Raw genomic sequence first — 14,481 nt, 5'->3', positions numbered from 1 at the left:
CACCCGACGTCCCCTGAAACCTCTGTTTGGTCATTCCGGGATGCGCCGCAGGCGCAGACCCGGAATCTAGATGTTACCCCGCGAGATTCCGGGTTCGCGCGACGCGCGCCCCAGAATGACGCTTTTTTGTTTTACGCCCCGATCGCGATCTTTGGTTCGGCGTCGGCGTTCGCCTTCATTTCCTTCAGCGCGCGGCGGTATTCCACCGGCATCACCTTGCGGAATTTCGGCAGCCACGTCTTCCAGTTCGCGAGAATGTCGGCGGCGCGTTTCGATCCCGCCAGCTTGGCGTGGCGCGTGATCAGGACGTGCAGCCGCTCGACATCGGAGTCGAGCAAATCCTTGAACACGTCGACCCGGCCATGGGCCTCGAGGTCGCCGATGTGGTGATAGGTGTTCTCGTTGATCATCTCTTCCGAGAGCACCGGCTCGAGCTCGACCATCGCCATGTTGCAGAGCTTTTCGAAGTCCCCGGCCTCATCGAGCACATAGGCGATGCCGCCGGACATGCCGGCCGCAAAGTTGCGCCCGGTCTTGCCGAGCACCACGACGATGCCGCCGGTCATGTATTCGCAGCAATGATCGCCGGCGCCTTCCACTACAGCAACCGCGCCGGAGTTACGCACCGCGAAACGTTCGCCGGCGATGCCGCGGAAATAGCATTCGCCCTCGATCGCGCCGTACATCACGGTGTTGCCGACCACGATCGACTCTTCCGGCACGATACCGGAATTGCGCGGCGGCTTGACGATGATGCGGCCGCCGGACAAGCCCTTGCCGACATAGTCGTTGCCTTCGCCTTCGAGATCGAAGGTGACGCCACGCGCCAGCCACGCGCCGAACGCCTGTCCCGCGGTGCCCTTGAAGTTGACCTGGATGGTGTCGAGCGGGAGTCCGGCATGGCCGTAGATCTTCGCCACCGCGCCGGACAGCATCGCCCCGGCGCTGCGGTCGGTGTTGTTGATCTCCATGTCGAACTTGACCGGCGCGCCGCGGTCGAGTGCGGCCCGCGAATTCTCGATCAGCCTGCGGTCGAGCACGGCCTCCAGATGATGGTTCTGCTTTTCGGCATGATAGATCTTCTGGCCGGGCTGTTCCTTCTGGCGAACGAACAGCTTCGAGAAGTCGAGCCCCTTTGCCTTCCAGTGCGCCACCAGCGTCGACTGGTCCAGCATCTGGGTCTGGCCGATCATCTCGTTGAAGGTGCGATAGCCGAGCGCGGCCATGATCTCGCGGACTTCCTCGGCGACGAAGAAGAAGTAGTTGATGACATGCTCGGGCTGGCCGGTGAAGCGCTTGCGCAGCACCGGATCCTGCGTCGCGACGCCGACCGGGCAGGTGTTGAGATGGCACTTGCGCATCATGATGCAGCCGGCCGCGATCAAAGGCGCAGTCGCAAAGCCGAACTCGTCGGCCCCCAACAGCGCGCCGATCACCACGTCGCGTCCGGTGCGGAAGCCGCCGTCGACCTGCACCACGATGCGGCTGCGCAGCCGTTCGCGCACCAGCGTCTGATGGGTCTCGGCGAGGCCGATCTCCCAGGGGCTGCCGGCGTGCTTGATCGAGGTGAGGGGAGACGCACCGGTGCCGCCCTCGAAGCCGGCGATCGTCACGTGGTCGGCGCGCGCCTTGGCGACACCGGCCGCGACCGTGCCGACGCCGATTTCGGAGACCAGCTTGACCGAGACCTGGCCTTCCGAATTGACGTTCTTCAAATCGTAGATCAGCTGCGCCAGATCCTCGATCGAATAGATGTCGTGATGCGGCGGCGGCGAGATCAGACCGACGCCGGGCGTCGAGTGCCGCACGCGCGCAATGGTCGCGTCGACCTTGTGGCCGGGCAACTGTCCGCCTTCGCCGGGCTTGGCGCCCTGCGCCATCTTGATCTGCATCATGTCGGAGTTGACAAGATATTCCGTCGTCACGCCGAAGCGGCCGGAGGCGACCTGCTTGATCGCCGAGCGCATCGAATCGCCGTTCGGCATCGGCTTGAAGCGATCGGATTCTTCGCCGCCTTCGCCGGTGTTGGACTTGCCGCCGATCCGGTTCATGGCGATCGCAAGCGTGGTGTGCGCCTCGCGCGAGATCGAGCCGAACGACATCGCGCCGGTGGCGAAACGCTTGACGATATCCTTGGCCGGCTCGACCTGGTCGAGCGGCACCGGCTTGCGCTTCTCGTCCTCGGCGCTCTTGATCTTGAACAGGCCGCGCAGCGTCAACAGCCGCTCGGACTGCTCGTTGAGGATCTTGGCGAACGCGCGGTAACGCTCCAGCGAATTGCCGCGCACCGCGTGCTGCAGCGTGGAGACCGATTCAGCCGTCCAGGCGTGATCCTCGCCGCGGGTGCGGTAGGCGTATTCGCCGCCGACGTCGAGCGCGTTCTTGAACACCGGCGCATCGCCGAACGCGTCGGCATGGCGGCGCGCGGTTTCCTCGGCGATTTCGGCAAGGCCCACGCCTTCGATGCGGGTGTGGGTGCCGGCAAAATATTTCGCGACGAAATCCGCCTTCAATCCGACGGCGTCGAAGATCTGCGCGCCGCAATAGGACTGATAGGTCGAGATGCCCATCTTCGACATCACCTTCAACAGGCCCTTGCCGATCGACTTGATGTAGCGCTTGACGATTTCATAATCGTCGAGCGATCCCGGCAGCCGGTCCTTCATCGAAATGATGGTTTCGAACGCAAGATAGGGATTGATCGCTTCGGCGCCGTAACCGGCCAAGCAGGCAAAGTGATGCACTTCGCGCGGTTCGCCGGATTCGATCACGAGCCCGACCGAGGTGCGCAACCCGACACGAATCAAATGATGATGCACGGCGGCGCAGGCGAGCAGCGAGGGAATCGGAATCCGGTCCGAGCCGGCCATGCGGTCGGACAGGATGATGATGTTGACGCCCTCACGGACGGCGCCTTCCGCGCGCGCGCACAATTCATCGAGCACCTGCTCGAGCCCGGCCGCGCCGAAGCCGGCATGGAAGGTGGTGTCGAGCGTGCGCGACTTGAAATGGGTGTCGGCGATCTCGGAGATCGAGCGGATCTTTTCCAGATCGGCATCGGTCAGGATCGGCTGGCGCACTTCGAGGCGCTTGGTGGCGGCAAGGCCCTGCAGATCGAACAGATTGGGACGCGGCCCGATGATCGAAACGAGGCTCATCACCAACTCCTCGCGGATCGGGTCGATCGGCGGGTTGGTGACCTGCGCAAAGTTCTGCTTGAAATAGGTGAAGAGCTGCTTCGGCCGGTCCGACAGCGCCGAGATCGGCGTGTCGTTGCCCATCGAGCCCGCGGCTTCCTCGCCGGTGGCCGCCATCGGCGTCATCAGGATGTTGATGTCTTCCTGCGAATAGCCGAACGCCTGCTGCCGGTCGAGCAGCGGCAGGTTGGAGCGCATGCCCTTGGTCGGCGCGCCCCGCAAATCCTCCAAAACGATCTGGGTGCGGCCCAGCCAATCGCGATAGGGATGGCTCTTGGCCAGCGACGCCTTGATCTCGTCGTCGGGAATGAGGCGGCCCTGTTCGAGGTCGACCAGCAGCATCTTGCCGGGCTGCAGCCGCCACTTGGTGATGATCTGCTCCTCGGGGATTTTCAGCACGCCCATTTCGGAGGCCATGACGATGCGGTCGTCACTGGTCACGAGATAGCGCGCCGGCCGCAGGCCGTTGCGATCGAGCGTGGCGCCGATCTGGCGGCCGTCGGTGAAGGCGATCGCGGCGGGGCCGTCCCACGGCTCCATCATTGCGGCGTGATATTCGTAGAACGCGCGGCGCTGCTCATCCATCAGGGGGTTGCCGGCCCAGGCTTCCGGAATCATCATCATGACCGCGTGCGGCAGCGAGTAGCCGCCTTGCACCAGGAATTCGAGCGCGTTGTCGAAGCAGGCGGTGTCGGACTGCCCTTCATAGGAGATCGGCCACAGCCGGCTGATGTCTTTGCCGTAGAGATCCGAACTGACCGAGGCCTGCCGCGCTGCCATCCAGTTGACGTTGCCGCGCAGCGTGTTGATCTCGCCGTTGTGCGCGATCATTCGATAGGGATGCGCCAGCGACCAGGTCGGGAACGTGTTGGTGGAGAAGCGCTGATGCACCAGCGCCAGCGCGCTCTCGAAATCGGGCTCATGCAGGTCGGGATAGTAGCTGCCGAGCTGATCGGCGAGGAACATGCCCTTGTAGATCACGGTGCGGCACGACATCGAGACCGGGTAATAGCCGGCGAGGCCGCGGTCGCGGCGCTGATAGATCGCCTGTGAGATCGACTTGCGCAGGATGTAAAGCCGCCGTTCGAAATCGTCTTCGGTCTTCGCCGTGCCGTTGCGGCCGATGAACACCTGCATGTTGGCAGGCTCGGTCGGCTTGACGGTTTCGCCGAGCGAGGAATTGTCGGTCGGGACATCACGCCAGCCAAGCAGCATCAGGCCTTCGGCCTTGATCTGGTCGGCGATGATGCTCTTGATGACGTTACGCCACGCCGTCTCCTTCGGCATGAACAGTGCGCCGACGGCGTATTCGCCCTGCTTCGGCAATTGGAAGCCGATCTCGGCGGCCTTGCGCACGAAGAAGGCGTGCGGAATCTGCACCAGAATTCCGGCACCGTCGCCGGCGCGCGGATCGGCGCCGACCGCGCCGCGATGTTCGAGGTTGCAGAGAATGCTGATCGCGTCGGAGACGATCTGATGCGACTTCTTGCCCTTGATGTTGGCGATGAAGCCGACGCCGCAGGAATCCTTTTCCAGGCTGAGGTCGTAAAGTCCCTCAGCCGGCGGGCGCCAGGTATGTTCGCGGGCGGGCTCGGCCGGTTTTGAATCCGGGGCCGCCGACAGCACATCCGTCACGATGTTTTCGCGCTCGAATTCCGACCCGCTCATCTTAAAAGTCCTCTCAATCCGGCAAGGGCCTCACCGTCGGCGCACCTTGGGCGCTTGCGGTACCCACCGGGCCACCGCTCGTCCTTCGCGAGCCGCAATTTCAGAATTAAGGCCTGGGCGTTCAGACGTCCCGTATGAACGACCTTGCCTTTTAACTTCCTGGCGCGTGCGCACCCGACTTTCAGTGCAATCCCTGTGCCGGGCTCGCGCCGAAATTGAGACAGTGATGCTGTCCTAACCCCGACCATGCCAAATTTTTTTCTATCATACAAGCACGTGAAAGTCCCCGGCCGCATGACAGATCCGCAGGTGACGTGGCCAAACGGCCGCTTCCCCGATTTGAGGCAAGCGTGCCGCGATCCGGCCAAAGGACTGCCGGATTCCACAACGAAATTGCCGGCAAGACCATGGAGCGAAAACGCTCCGGGACCGGGGGCTTTACAGGAGCGACGGGTGATGAAGCTGTTCACGGGATGGGTCATGTTGGCGGGGCTTGTTCTGGCCGCCACCTCCGCAAATGCTCAGGTGCAGGCCCCCGGCGGAACTCCGGGCTACGCGGCCGTTTCCGATTTCAACGGGCCCTACGCCGCCATGCCCCCGGCGGGCCCCGGTTACGGTCCGAGATTGCTGCCGGCGACCGAGGTCTACACGGTGCTGCGTGACAGCGGGTTTTCGCCGCTCGGAATTCCGCGGCAGCGCGGCTTCTTTTATACGATTTCCGTGATCAATCGGCGCGGCGACGATGGCCGCCTGGTGATCGATGCTCGCGACGGGCGGATTGTCCGTTTCATGCCGGCGGACCATTTCGGCGCGAATTACCACGATGGTTCGGCCGCCGCCTACGGACCGCCAGCGCGCCTGCCGCCGGTGGGCGCGGTCACGGACGAGGCAAGGCCGCCGGAGTCCGTCCCGAAAATGGCAAGCCGTACGCCGCCGGTGCCGCTGCCCAAGGCAATGCCGCCGCGTCTTGGCGAGCCGAAGCCGCTGGCAGAGAAGCCCGCTCCGGCACCCGTACCGGCGCAGCAGTCGGCCGCCAACCAGGTAAAACCGGCTGAGGTGTCGCCGGCCCCGGCGCCCGCAGCTCCTGCCACCGTCGAGGCAAAGCCGTCGGCGCCACAGATCATCCAGCCGACGCAGGAGATGCCGAAGGTGCAGGGGTTGGAATAGGGTCGCGTCATTGCGAGGAGCAAGCGACGAAGCGATCCAGTCTTGCCATGCCTGTGGATTATTTCGCTGTGCTAACAGACAAAAACGCCCCGGTTTCCCCGGGGCGTTTTCGTTTCAGCAAATATCTGCCGAAAATCGAACCGTGTTAGGCGGCGACTTTCTCGGCCGAGCCGTCAACGACCTGCGGAGCCTGAGCGCCGGAGGTAATCGGAATGCTGCGGGGCTTCTTGGCCTCGGGAATCTCGCGGACGAGATCGACATGGAGCAGACCGTGCTCAAGCGAGGCGTTCTTTACCTGCACGAAATCGGCAAGCTGGAAGACGCGCTCGAAGGCGCGGGCCGCGATGCCGCGATAGAGCACCTCGGATTTGTCCTTGCCGTTCTCATTGGCTGATTTCTCGCCCTTGATCGTCAGCGTGTTTTCCTTCGCGACGATCGAAAGCTCGCCCTGCGCGAAGCCGGATACGGCAACCGTGATGCGGTAGTCGTTCTCGCCGGTACGCTCGATATTATAGGGCGGGTAGCCGGGGCTGCCGTCGGCGGTGGCTCGATCGAGCAGCGAGAAGAAGCGGTCGAAGCCGACGGTGGAACGGTAAAACGGGGCTAGATCATAAGTACGCATAGGATAGTCCTCCATTGAGCGACTGTTTCGGTTAACCCGCCCGCCATCGGGCCGGGCTTTCGTCTATGTGCAGCCTTGTTTCGGCCTGCGAAACACTGGTAGCGGCCTGCACGAAGGTGATATGGGAGGAGCTTGAGGGCGTTCAAGAGGGCCGGAACGCGCTGCTTTTTGCTGCTCACGCCCTTGATTTTCAGTGCTTTTCGCCTATCCGGTCCCCGCCATGACGCTTGTCTCGATTCCCGCCAATCCCGTTCCGGAAGATGTTGTCAGCGGCACGATCAAGACGCCTGACGGCGCGGAATTGCGTTTCGCGCGCTGGGCGCCGCCTGCCAATCGCAAAGGCACCGTCTGCGTGTTTACCGGGCGCGGCGAACAGATCGAAAAATATTTCGAGACCGTGCGCGACCTGCGCGACCGCGGTTTCGCGGTGGCGATGATCGACTGGCGCGGGCAGGGCCACTCCTCGCGGCGATTGCGCGATCCACGCAAGGGCTATGTCCGCGATTTCTCTGATTTCGAAATCGACGTCGAAACCTTCGTCCAGCAGGTGGTGATGCCGGATTGCCCGCCGCCGTACTTTGCGCTGGCGCATTCGATGGGCGGCGCTGTGATGCTGCGGGTGGCGCATGCCGGCAAGCGCTGGTTCGACCGCATGGTGCTGTCGGCCCCGATGATCGATCTGCCCGGACGCCGTACCTCGTTTCTGCCGCGCGCGTTGTTGCGGATCATGCGGCTCACGGGCCAGGGCGGCCGCTACGTCCCCGGCGGCAACGATCAGCTGGTCGGCGTGTCGTCGTTCGTCAACAATCCCCTGACCAGCGATCCCGTGCGCTACGCCCGCAACGCGGCGATCCTCGAGGAAGACCCGACGCTGGGCATTGCGGCGCCGACGGTGGCCTGGGCCGATACCGCGTTCACCGCGATGCGCGGCTTTCGCGCCATGCATTATCCCTCGCAGATTCGCCAGCCGATCCTGATGCTGGCCGCGAGCAACGATGCCGTGGTTTCGACGCCGGCGATCGAGGAGTTCGCCTATCATCTGCGTGCCGGCTCGCATCTCGTGATCGCTGGCTCGAAACACGAGATCTTGCAGGAGCAGGATCGTTACCGTTCGCAATTCTGGGCGGCGTTCGACGCCTTCGTGCCGGGTACGCCGTTGTTCGGGTGAGGGACGTCGAAAATGCTCGGCATTCACGATCTCTGGCTGTTCGTTCTCTCCGGGGTTCTGCTCAACGTCACGCCGGGGCCTGACACGGCCTATATCGTCGGCCGCAGCGTGCAGTCGGGATGGCGCGGTGGCGCCGCGGCGGCTATCGGCATCGGCTGCGGCTGCCTGGTTCACGTCTTCGCTGCCGCGATCGGCCTGTCGGCCCTGCTGATGGCTTCATCGGCCGCCTTTATGCTAATCAAATGGGCGGGCGCGGCCTATCTCTGCTTCATCGGCATGAAAATGTTGCTGTCGCATGCGCATGCGCCCGATGACAGTGCAGCGATCGCAAGCGACGCGGCCTCGCTGCGCCAGGTGTTCTGGCAGGGCGCGCTGACCAATGTGCTTAACCCGAAAGTGGCGCTGTTCTTTCTCGCCTTCCTGCCGCAATTTGTGGCGGCGGATGCGTCGCACAAGGCGATCGCCTTCCTGCTGCTCGGTCTGATTTTCGTATTCAACGGCACGCTGTGGTGCCTTGGCGTGGCCGCGTTCGCCGCAAGTACCGCGGGCCGCATCCGCCAATCCAGCCGCGTTTTGCCCTGGATCAACCGCGCGCTGGGCTGCCTGTTGGTCTATCTCGGCGTCCGCATCGCCACGCTTCAGGCGCGATCGATATTATAGATGGCGCTGCCGACGAGATAGATGCCGAGAAAGATCATCGCGATCAGGAACCAGCGGCGGAAGTCTTCGGGCTGTATCCGCGAGCGCACCGCCTGTCCGATGAACATGCCGGCGAAAGAGCACGCCATCGCAACCGCGCCCGGCAGCGCGGTCGATGCATTGAGCAGTCCCGCGCTAGGTGGTGTGGACTCTAAGGATTCCCTTTTAGGAGCAAATCAGATTCAAGGCTTCTTTTTGGGAGGCGGCCTTGGGTGTGATGGATCGGTTGGTTTTGAGCGATGCGGCTTGGGAGCGGATGGCGCCTCTGATTATAGGTCGGCCTGACCAGAAAGGCTCCACCGGGCGCGACAACCGGATGTTCGTGGAAGGTGTGCTGTGGATCGTGCGGACGGGCTCTCCCTGGCGTGATCTTCCGGAAGCGTTCGGGGATTGGAACAGCGTGTTCCGGCGCTTCAGTCGATGGAGCATCAAGGGTGTTTGGTGGCGGATCTTCGAGGCGATGTCCGACGACCCGGATTTCGAATATCTGATCGTCGATTCCACCGTCGTCCGGGCGCATCAGCACGCTGCCGGGGCGAAAAAAGGGGGTCTGAAGATCAGGCGCTTGGCCGCTCGCGCGGCGGCCTGAGCACCAAGATACATCTGGCCGTTCGCGGCCTGGGATGTCCGGTGCGCTTCACGCTTACCGCAGGTCAGAAGGGCGATGCACCGCAAGCCGCCGCATTGATCGAGGGATTGCCCGCCGAGATCGTTATGGCCGATACAGCCTATGACGCCGATCATTTGCGCGAAGCCATCGCCGCCAAGGGAGCGCTCGCCGTCATCCCCAACAACCCGTCACGCGCGCTCAAATATCCGCTCGACAAACATCTCTATGCCCAGCGCCATCTTGTCGAATGCTGCTTCTCCAAGCTCAAGCAATTCCGCCGCGTCGCCACCCGCTTCGAAAAGACCGCTCGAAATTACCTTGCCGTCATCACTCTCGCAGCCATCATCTTATGGATGCGATAAGTGTCCACACCACCTAGTGAGGTTGAAGGCCAGCCCAAGCGTCGCGACGGTGAAGAACACCCCGAGCGCTTGCACCAGTTCGTCCTTTTCCATGCCGATCGCCTGCATGAACGGCATTGAAGGGATCACCTGCACGCCGGTTGCGGCGGAAATCACGCCGGTGATGAGACCGACGATCCCGCCGACCCATTTTTCGTTGCCGCGCGCCACCGTGACGCTGAATTTGCTCAAGCCGATGATCGCATAGATCACCAGCAATATGCCGAGCGCGACGGTGCCGTAGCGCGCGTAAGGTCCCGTCAGCGATCCCGCATTCAGCCAGATGCCAACCACTGTTCCCAGCATTAACGGCCACAGCCGCCGGATGATGTCGCGCAGATAAGGGCCGACAAAAGTCTGCCAGATATTGGTGACGACGGCGGGCACGATCACGATTGCAAGCGCGTGCGCCGGCGGCATCGTCACCGCAAGCAGGCCCATCGACACCGTCGGCAAGCCAAGGCCGATGACGCCTTTGATGAAGCCCGCGAGCAGAAACGCCGCGGCGATGAGAAGCAGGAGAGGCTCGAACATAACTAGTGCCCACTTTCCGAAATTCGTGAACCGTTGCAGCACCTCCTTGCGCGAACTTCGGAAAGCAAAGGGGCACTAGCCGATCACGGCTTGCCGTGCCGCTTCTCGATTTGAAGTTCCTGATCGAATTTGCCGCGGGCACCGCAGGACTTCAAATTGGCGGCACTGCCACATTGACCGATCCGCCTAATCGGCACAATCTGGAGGTTACAGATTAAGCCTTCGGCTATGACGAAGGCTGGGATTTACAGAAACCGCCATGCGTTTCGACCTGGTTGACCTGCAGCTGTTTATCGCGGTGGCCGATGCGCGCAGCATCACGCGCGGGGCGCTTGCAGCCCATCTCGCGCTGGCCTCGGCAAGCGCTCGGATCAAGGGGCTCGAAGACGCGCTCGGCGTCATGCTTTTGAAGCGCGGCCGCCGCGGCGTCGAGCTGACCGCAGCGGGCGAAAGCCTGCTCGATCACGCCCGTGTCGTCATCCACCATGTCGATGCGATGCGCGGCGATCTCGCCGCCTTCGCCAGCGGCGCCAAGGCCAGCGTTCACCTGCTCGCCAATACCTCCGGCCTGTCGGAGCATCTGCCCAAGGCGCTCGCGGCGTTCTTGCGCGCACATCCCGACACCAATGTCGATGTCGAGGAACGCGAGAGCACCGATATCGCCGCGGCGATTGCGACCGGCGCGGCGGATCTCGGCTTTGCCGCCGAACATGCGTTGCCTGAAAATGTCGAGCGGTTTGTTTTTAGCGAGGATCGCTTGACGCTGGTGACGGCGCGGCGCGGGACGTTTGCCGGTCGCCGCCAGATCGATTTTCAGGAAGTCGCCGATCACGACTTCGTCGGTTTGACGAATTCGACCGCGCTGCAGCTGCATATCGCCAAACACGCCGCGCGGCTTGGCATGCGCCTGCGTTTCCGGGCTCGCCTGCGAGACTTTGATGCGATCTGCCAGATGGTGGCGGCGGATGTCGGCATCGCGGTCGTTCCGGAAGCCGCCGCGAGGCGCTGCGCACAATCCATGCCGATCGCAACGGTCAGGATCAGGGACAGTTGGGCCAACCGCAAGCTTGTCATCTGCGCGCGCAGCTTCAAGTCGCTGCCGCGGCCGGCAAAGCAATTGGTCGAGCATTTGCGTAGCGCCGCGCAATAGGGCGCTGGCCTGGCACCAGCTAGCCGTTGAGTAATTTGAGCGCGGCTTCGTGCACGCGCGGATCGCCGGCGGCGATGATCCGGCCGCCGCCTTGTGCGGGCTTGCCTTCCCAGGTGGTGACGATGCCCCCCGCACCGGTGATGATCGGGATCAGCGCCGCGATATCGTAGGGTTTCAGTTCGGTCTCGATGACAAGATCGAGATGGCCGGCGGCGAGCATGCAGTAGGAATAGCAGTCGCCGCCGTAACGGGTCAGCCGCACCGCTTGTTCAACGCGGCCGAAAGTGGCGCGATCGGTGGCATTCATCAGCAGCGGACTGGTGGTGAACAGCGTTGCATCCTGTAACGAAGCACAGCGCCGCACCGCCAGCTTCCGTTCGCCCGTCGGCCCGCGGTAATGCGCCGAGCCGCTGTCACCGCTGAAACGTTCGCCGATATAGGGCTGGTGCATCATGCCGAACACTGGCGTGCCCCTGTGCAAGAGTGCGATCAGCGTGCCCCAGATCGGGAAGCCGGCGATGAAGGATTTGGTGCCGTCGATGGGATCCAGCACCCAGACATATTCGGCATCTTCGTGCTCGCTGCCGAATTCCTCGCCGACGATGCCATGCTGGGGAAAATTGGCCTTGATCAGCCGCCGCATCACTGCCTCCGCGGCGCGGTCCGCTTCGGTCACCGGATCGAAATCATGGCTGACGCTTTTATTGTCGATGCTCAGCGAGGTCCGGAAGAACGGCAGGATGGTTTCGCCGGAGGCGGTCGCAAGGCGGCCGATAAAGGCTGTAAAATCGATGACCGTCACGGCTATTCCTTAAAGGGAAGTGCGAAAATTGCTTCGGCCATTGCCTAGCCCAATCCAGCACGTCCCGCACGGCTATCCGGCGCTCAGCACTGGTATTTTGCATGCACGAGTCTGCCGCGGGCAGCGGTGCATTTTTGGTAACCATGCCGATCACGAAATCGAGAACGGCCTGGGAGTTATGAAGCCTGCTTCCTAACTGTCGATCTAAGTTATTGAAGCTGAAGGAAAATGGCAGGGTCGGGCCATGTGTTGCTCGCGCGCAAGCCCGGCGAAATTTGCATGGGAAATCAGTTAAAAACTCTTGCGCTTTGTGCAGCGCGGTCGCATATTGTTGCGGTGCGGTAGCGCCTCGCGCTATCGCTGCCCTCCTTGGGCGTTTCCTCCCTAGACTTGGGCCGCTTGTCATTCAAGCGGCCCTTTTTTCTTTTGGCAGTCACTCTTTCTTTTGGGCCGGCATTCCAGAGCGCAAGAAATGCGAACCCGGAATCCTCCGATGCAGAATTACGCATCTGGAATAACGAAAGAAATGAAACGCTTTTATTCCGCCGCCGCCTGGAACGGCCCGAGATCGCCGAGCGGAACGGCGGCCAAAGCATCGGCCAGTATCGCGAAATCTGCGGCCACCTGTGCGAATCGCGGCCCGCGCTCGCGCCGCCTTTCGTCCATATAGATCGCGCGGTTGAGCTCAAGCTGCACGGTATGCAATCCGCTGGCGGGATTGCCGTAATGCTCGGTAATGAAGCCGCCGGCGTAGGGCTTGTTGCGGCCGACCGAATAGCCCAGCGCGCGCATGGTTTCCTCGACCATGTCGGGCAGCAGCGGCGCGCAGCTGGTGCCGTAGCGGTCGCCGATCACCATGTCTGGCCGCCGCGGCTCGTCCCGCGACACGCCGATCGAGGGCATTGAATGGCAATCCATCAGCACCACCGTTCCAAACGCCTGATGGGCCTTGTTGATCAGTCGCCGCAATGCGCGGTGATAGGGCTTGTAGAGCGCCTCGATCCGCGCCAGCGCGTCGTCGACGCTGAGGCGCTCGCGATAGATCTCCTGTCCGTCGCCGACCACGCGCGGGATGGTGCCGAGACCGCCGGCGACGCGCATCGATCGCGTATTGGCGAAGCTCGGCAACCGCCCGGTGAACATCCGCGGATCGAGTTCGTAGGGCTCCCGGTTAACGTCGACATAGGAGCGGGGAAAGTTGACCCGGATCACCGGAAAGCCGCGTTCGCTCAAGCCTTCGATCAACTCGTCCATGAACGAATCTTCGGAGCGGCGCAGCGCGGCGAGATCGATCCGCGACGCGTTCAGGAAATCGTGCGGATAGACCGAGCCTGAATGAGGCGAATTGAAGATGATCGGCGCCCGCCACGCGGCCGGCTCCACGATCTCGAACGGGGGCGACAGTTCGCCTTCCAACTGGGTCATCCTCGGGCGCCGTCCCTGGAATCCGCTGCTCCGGAGGTCTTGATTCTGCCAGAAAAACGGAAGTTTTATGGGGACTCATTGTCGGTAATCACAGCCATTCTGCCAAGCGAAAAAAATCCAAAACCGGCTGGAACGTCTCTGAGATGCGGAAAACACTTGCCTCGATTGCTTTGCGCGGCGTTCCGGTCCACAAATTGCGGTGCGCGCAGCCGACCGCGGCCTAAGCCTTTTCACCCGAAATTTACTCTCTGTCGGGCTTAGTGAACGGGCTCATCCTCTTATTCGGATTCGACGATCAACCGCCATGCACAAAATCCTCCTCGCCGAAGACGATAACGACATGCGCCGCTTTCTGGTCAAGGCGCTGGAAAATGCCGGTTTTCAGGTTTCCCCTCACGACAACGGCATGTCGGCCTACCAGCGGTTGCGCGAGGAGCCGTTCGAGATGCTTCTCACCGATATCGTGATGCCCGAAATGGACGGCATCGAGCTGGCACGCCGCGCCTCGGAACTCGACCCCGACATCAAGATCATGTTCATCACCGGCTTTGCCGCGGTGGCGCTCAACTCCGATTCAGAAGCGCCGAAGAACGCCAAAGTATTGTCCAAGCCCGTCCACCTTCGCGAATTGGTCAGCGAAGTGAACAAGATGCTGGCGGCCTGATTCGGCCCCCAGATAACCCCAAGATGCCGGTGAGCGTCCTTGCCTGCCCGCCTTGGAGCCGATATACGGACCCCACCCGACACGACTGGTTTTAGGGCGCGTAGCTCAGCGGGAGAGCACTACCTTGACATGGTAGGGGTCACAGGTTCGATCCCTGTCGCGCCCACCATTCCGGTGAAATCGTTTCCGAAGCTCGGGAATCCTGCTGACTCGATCAACCGCTGGAAGCCCGACGGCGATTGTTCGCAGGCTTGCGCCTCGGATTGCGAAACGCGACGCGACGCGCTCGTGCGCCGGGAATGGCCAAACAGCGAAAATATCGTCAGCGACGTGTGGCGTAGCGATCCGCTAATTTTCTAGTGCCGGACAAGCCT

Annotated in this window: 10 protein-coding genes, 1 tRNA gene and 2 pseudogenes; 7 read left to right on the top strand and 6 right to left on the bottom strand. The window is 62.4% G+C overall.

What is annotated here, in order from left to right:
* Positions 1-131 precede the first annotated feature (131 nt).
* A complete protein-coding gene (gltB, locus tag BLV09_RS18750; protein ID WP_146688410.1) occupies positions 132-4,865 on the bottom strand; it encodes a glutamate synthase large subunit in 4,734 nt (1,577 codons plus the stop codon).
* Between the two features lie 456 nt (positions 4,866-5,321).
* On the opposite strand from gltB, the gene BLV09_RS18745 reads away from it, so the two are divergent.
* Positions 5,322-6,032, top strand: coding sequence for a hypothetical protein (locus BLV09_RS18745; protein WP_146688409.1), 711 nt, complete (start codon positions 5,322-5,324; stop codon positions 6,030-6,032).
* A gap of 145 nt (positions 6,033-6,177) precedes the next feature.
* Here BLV09_RS18745 and BLV09_RS18740 read toward each other — a convergent pair whose 3' ends face one another.
* Complete coding sequence (locus tag BLV09_RS18740; protein WP_167558788.1) at positions 6,178-6,654, bottom strand: Hsp20 family protein; 477 nt, start codon at positions 6,652-6,654, stop codon at positions 6,178-6,180.
* A gap of 220 nt (positions 6,655-6,874) precedes the next feature.
* Between BLV09_RS18740 and BLV09_RS18735 the strand changes: the two genes are divergently transcribed.
* Both BLV09_RS18735 and BLV09_RS18730 read left to right on the top strand, forming a co-directional pair.
* The gene (locus BLV09_RS18735; protein WP_100383914.1) at positions 6,875-7,822 is read left to right on the top strand and encodes an alpha/beta fold hydrolase; all 948 of its coding nucleotides are present in this window, start codon (positions 6,875-6,877) and stop codon (positions 7,820-7,822) included.
* A 12-nt stretch (positions 7,823-7,834) separates the two neighbouring features.
* The gene (locus BLV09_RS18730; protein ID WP_146688407.1) at positions 7,835-8,482 is read left to right on the top strand and encodes a LysE family translocator; all 648 of its coding nucleotides are present in this window, start codon (positions 7,835-7,837) and stop codon (positions 8,480-8,482) included.
* Here BLV09_RS18730 and BLV09_RS18725 read toward each other — a convergent pair.
* Positions 8,461-8,658 (bottom strand): annotated as a pseudogene (locus tag BLV09_RS18725) (sulfite exporter TauE/SafE family protein); the annotation flags it as partial. The gene BLV09_RS18730 and the pseudogene BLV09_RS18725 sit on opposite strands and share 22 nt — an antisense overlap.
* A gap of 71 nt (positions 8,659-8,729) precedes the next feature.
* Here BLV09_RS18725 and BLV09_RS18720 point away from each other — a divergent pair.
* A protein-coding gene (locus BLV09_RS18720) for an IS5 family transposase (RefSeq protein WP_146686312.1) occupies positions 8,730-9,493 on the top strand; the annotation gives its coding sequence in 2 pieces (ribosomal slippage) (positions 8,730-9,065 and positions 9,068-9,493; 762 coding nt in all).
* Positions 9,494-9,508: 15 nt separating this feature from the next.
* On the opposite strand, the pseudogene BLV09_RS18715 reads toward BLV09_RS18720, so the two are convergent.
* Positions 9,509-10,066 (bottom strand): annotated as a pseudogene (locus BLV09_RS18715) (sulfite exporter TauE/SafE family protein); the annotation flags it as partial.
* 259 nt (positions 10,067-10,325) lie between these two features.
* Here BLV09_RS18715 and BLV09_RS18710 point away from each other — a divergent pair.
* The gene (locus BLV09_RS18710) at positions 10,326-11,216 is read left to right on the top strand and encodes a LysR substrate-binding domain-containing protein (RefSeq protein ID WP_146688405.1); all 891 of its coding nucleotides are present in this window, start codon (positions 10,326-10,328) and stop codon (positions 11,214-11,216) included.
* 19 nt (positions 11,217-11,235) lie between these two features.
* Here BLV09_RS18710 and hisN read toward each other — a convergent pair whose 3' ends face one another.
* Positions 11,236-12,018, bottom strand: coding sequence for a histidinol-phosphatase (gene hisN / locus BLV09_RS18705; protein ID WP_100383910.1), 783 nt, complete (start codon positions 12,016-12,018; stop codon positions 11,236-11,238).
* 537 nt (positions 12,019-12,555) lie between these two features.
* Positions 12,556-13,443, bottom strand: a complete 888-nt coding sequence (locus tag BLV09_RS18700; protein ID WP_100383909.1) for an N-formylglutamate amidohydrolase — start codon at positions 13,441-13,443, stop codon at positions 12,556-12,558.
* A 304-nt stretch (positions 13,444-13,747) separates the two neighbouring features.
* Between BLV09_RS18700 and cpdR the strand changes: the two genes are divergently transcribed.
* The gene (cpdR, locus tag BLV09_RS18695) at positions 13,748-14,107 is read left to right on the top strand and encodes a cell cycle two-component system response regulator CpdR (protein ID WP_006610087.1); all 360 of its coding nucleotides are present in this window, start codon (positions 13,748-13,750) and stop codon (positions 14,105-14,107) included.
* Between the two features lie 94 nt (positions 14,108-14,201).
* Positions 14,202-14,276, top strand: a tRNA-Val gene (locus BLV09_RS18690).
* The last annotated feature ends 205 nt before the right edge of the window (positions 14,277-14,481 follow it).

This window comes from Bradyrhizobium canariense, assembly GCF_900105125.1.
Taxonomy (GTDB): Bacteria; Pseudomonadota; Alphaproteobacteria; order Rhizobiales; family Xanthobacteraceae; genus Bradyrhizobium; species Bradyrhizobium canariense_A.
Note: the sequence above shows the minus strand (reverse complement) of the source record. Positions and strands in the feature narration are given on the sequence as shown.

Bases quoted from the DNA above. Each gene is read 5' to 3' on its own strand.
- BLV09_RS18735 (WP_100383914.1), top strand. From the start codon at position 6,875: ATGACGCTTGTCTCGATTCCCGCCAATCCCGTTCCGGAAGATGTTGTC.
- BLV09_RS18700 (WP_100383909.1), bottom strand. From the start codon at position 13,443: ATGACCCAGTTGGAAGGCGAACTGTCGCCCCCGTTCGAGATCGTGGAG.
- BLV09_RS18730 (WP_146688407.1), top strand. From the start codon at position 7,835: ATGCTCGGCATTCACGATCTCTGGCTGTTCGTTCTCTCCGGGGTTCTG.
- BLV09_RS18710 (WP_146688405.1), top strand. From the start codon at position 10,326: ATGCGTTTCGACCTGGTTGACCTGCAGCTGTTTATCGCGGTGGCCGAT.
- BLV09_RS18745 (WP_146688409.1), top strand. From the start codon at position 5,322: ATGAAGCTGTTCACGGGATGGGTCATGTTGGCGGGGCTTGTTCTGGCC.
- gltB (WP_146688410.1), bottom strand. From the start codon at position 4,865: ATGAGCGGGTCGGAATTCGAGCGCGAAAACATCGTGACGGATGTGCTG.
- cpdR (WP_006610087.1), top strand. From the start codon at position 13,748: ATGCACAAAATCCTCCTCGCCGAAGACGATAACGACATGCGCCGCTTT.
- BLV09_RS18740 (WP_167558788.1), bottom strand. From the start codon at position 6,654: ATGCGTACTTATGATCTAGCCCCGTTTTACCGTTCCACCGTCGGCTTC.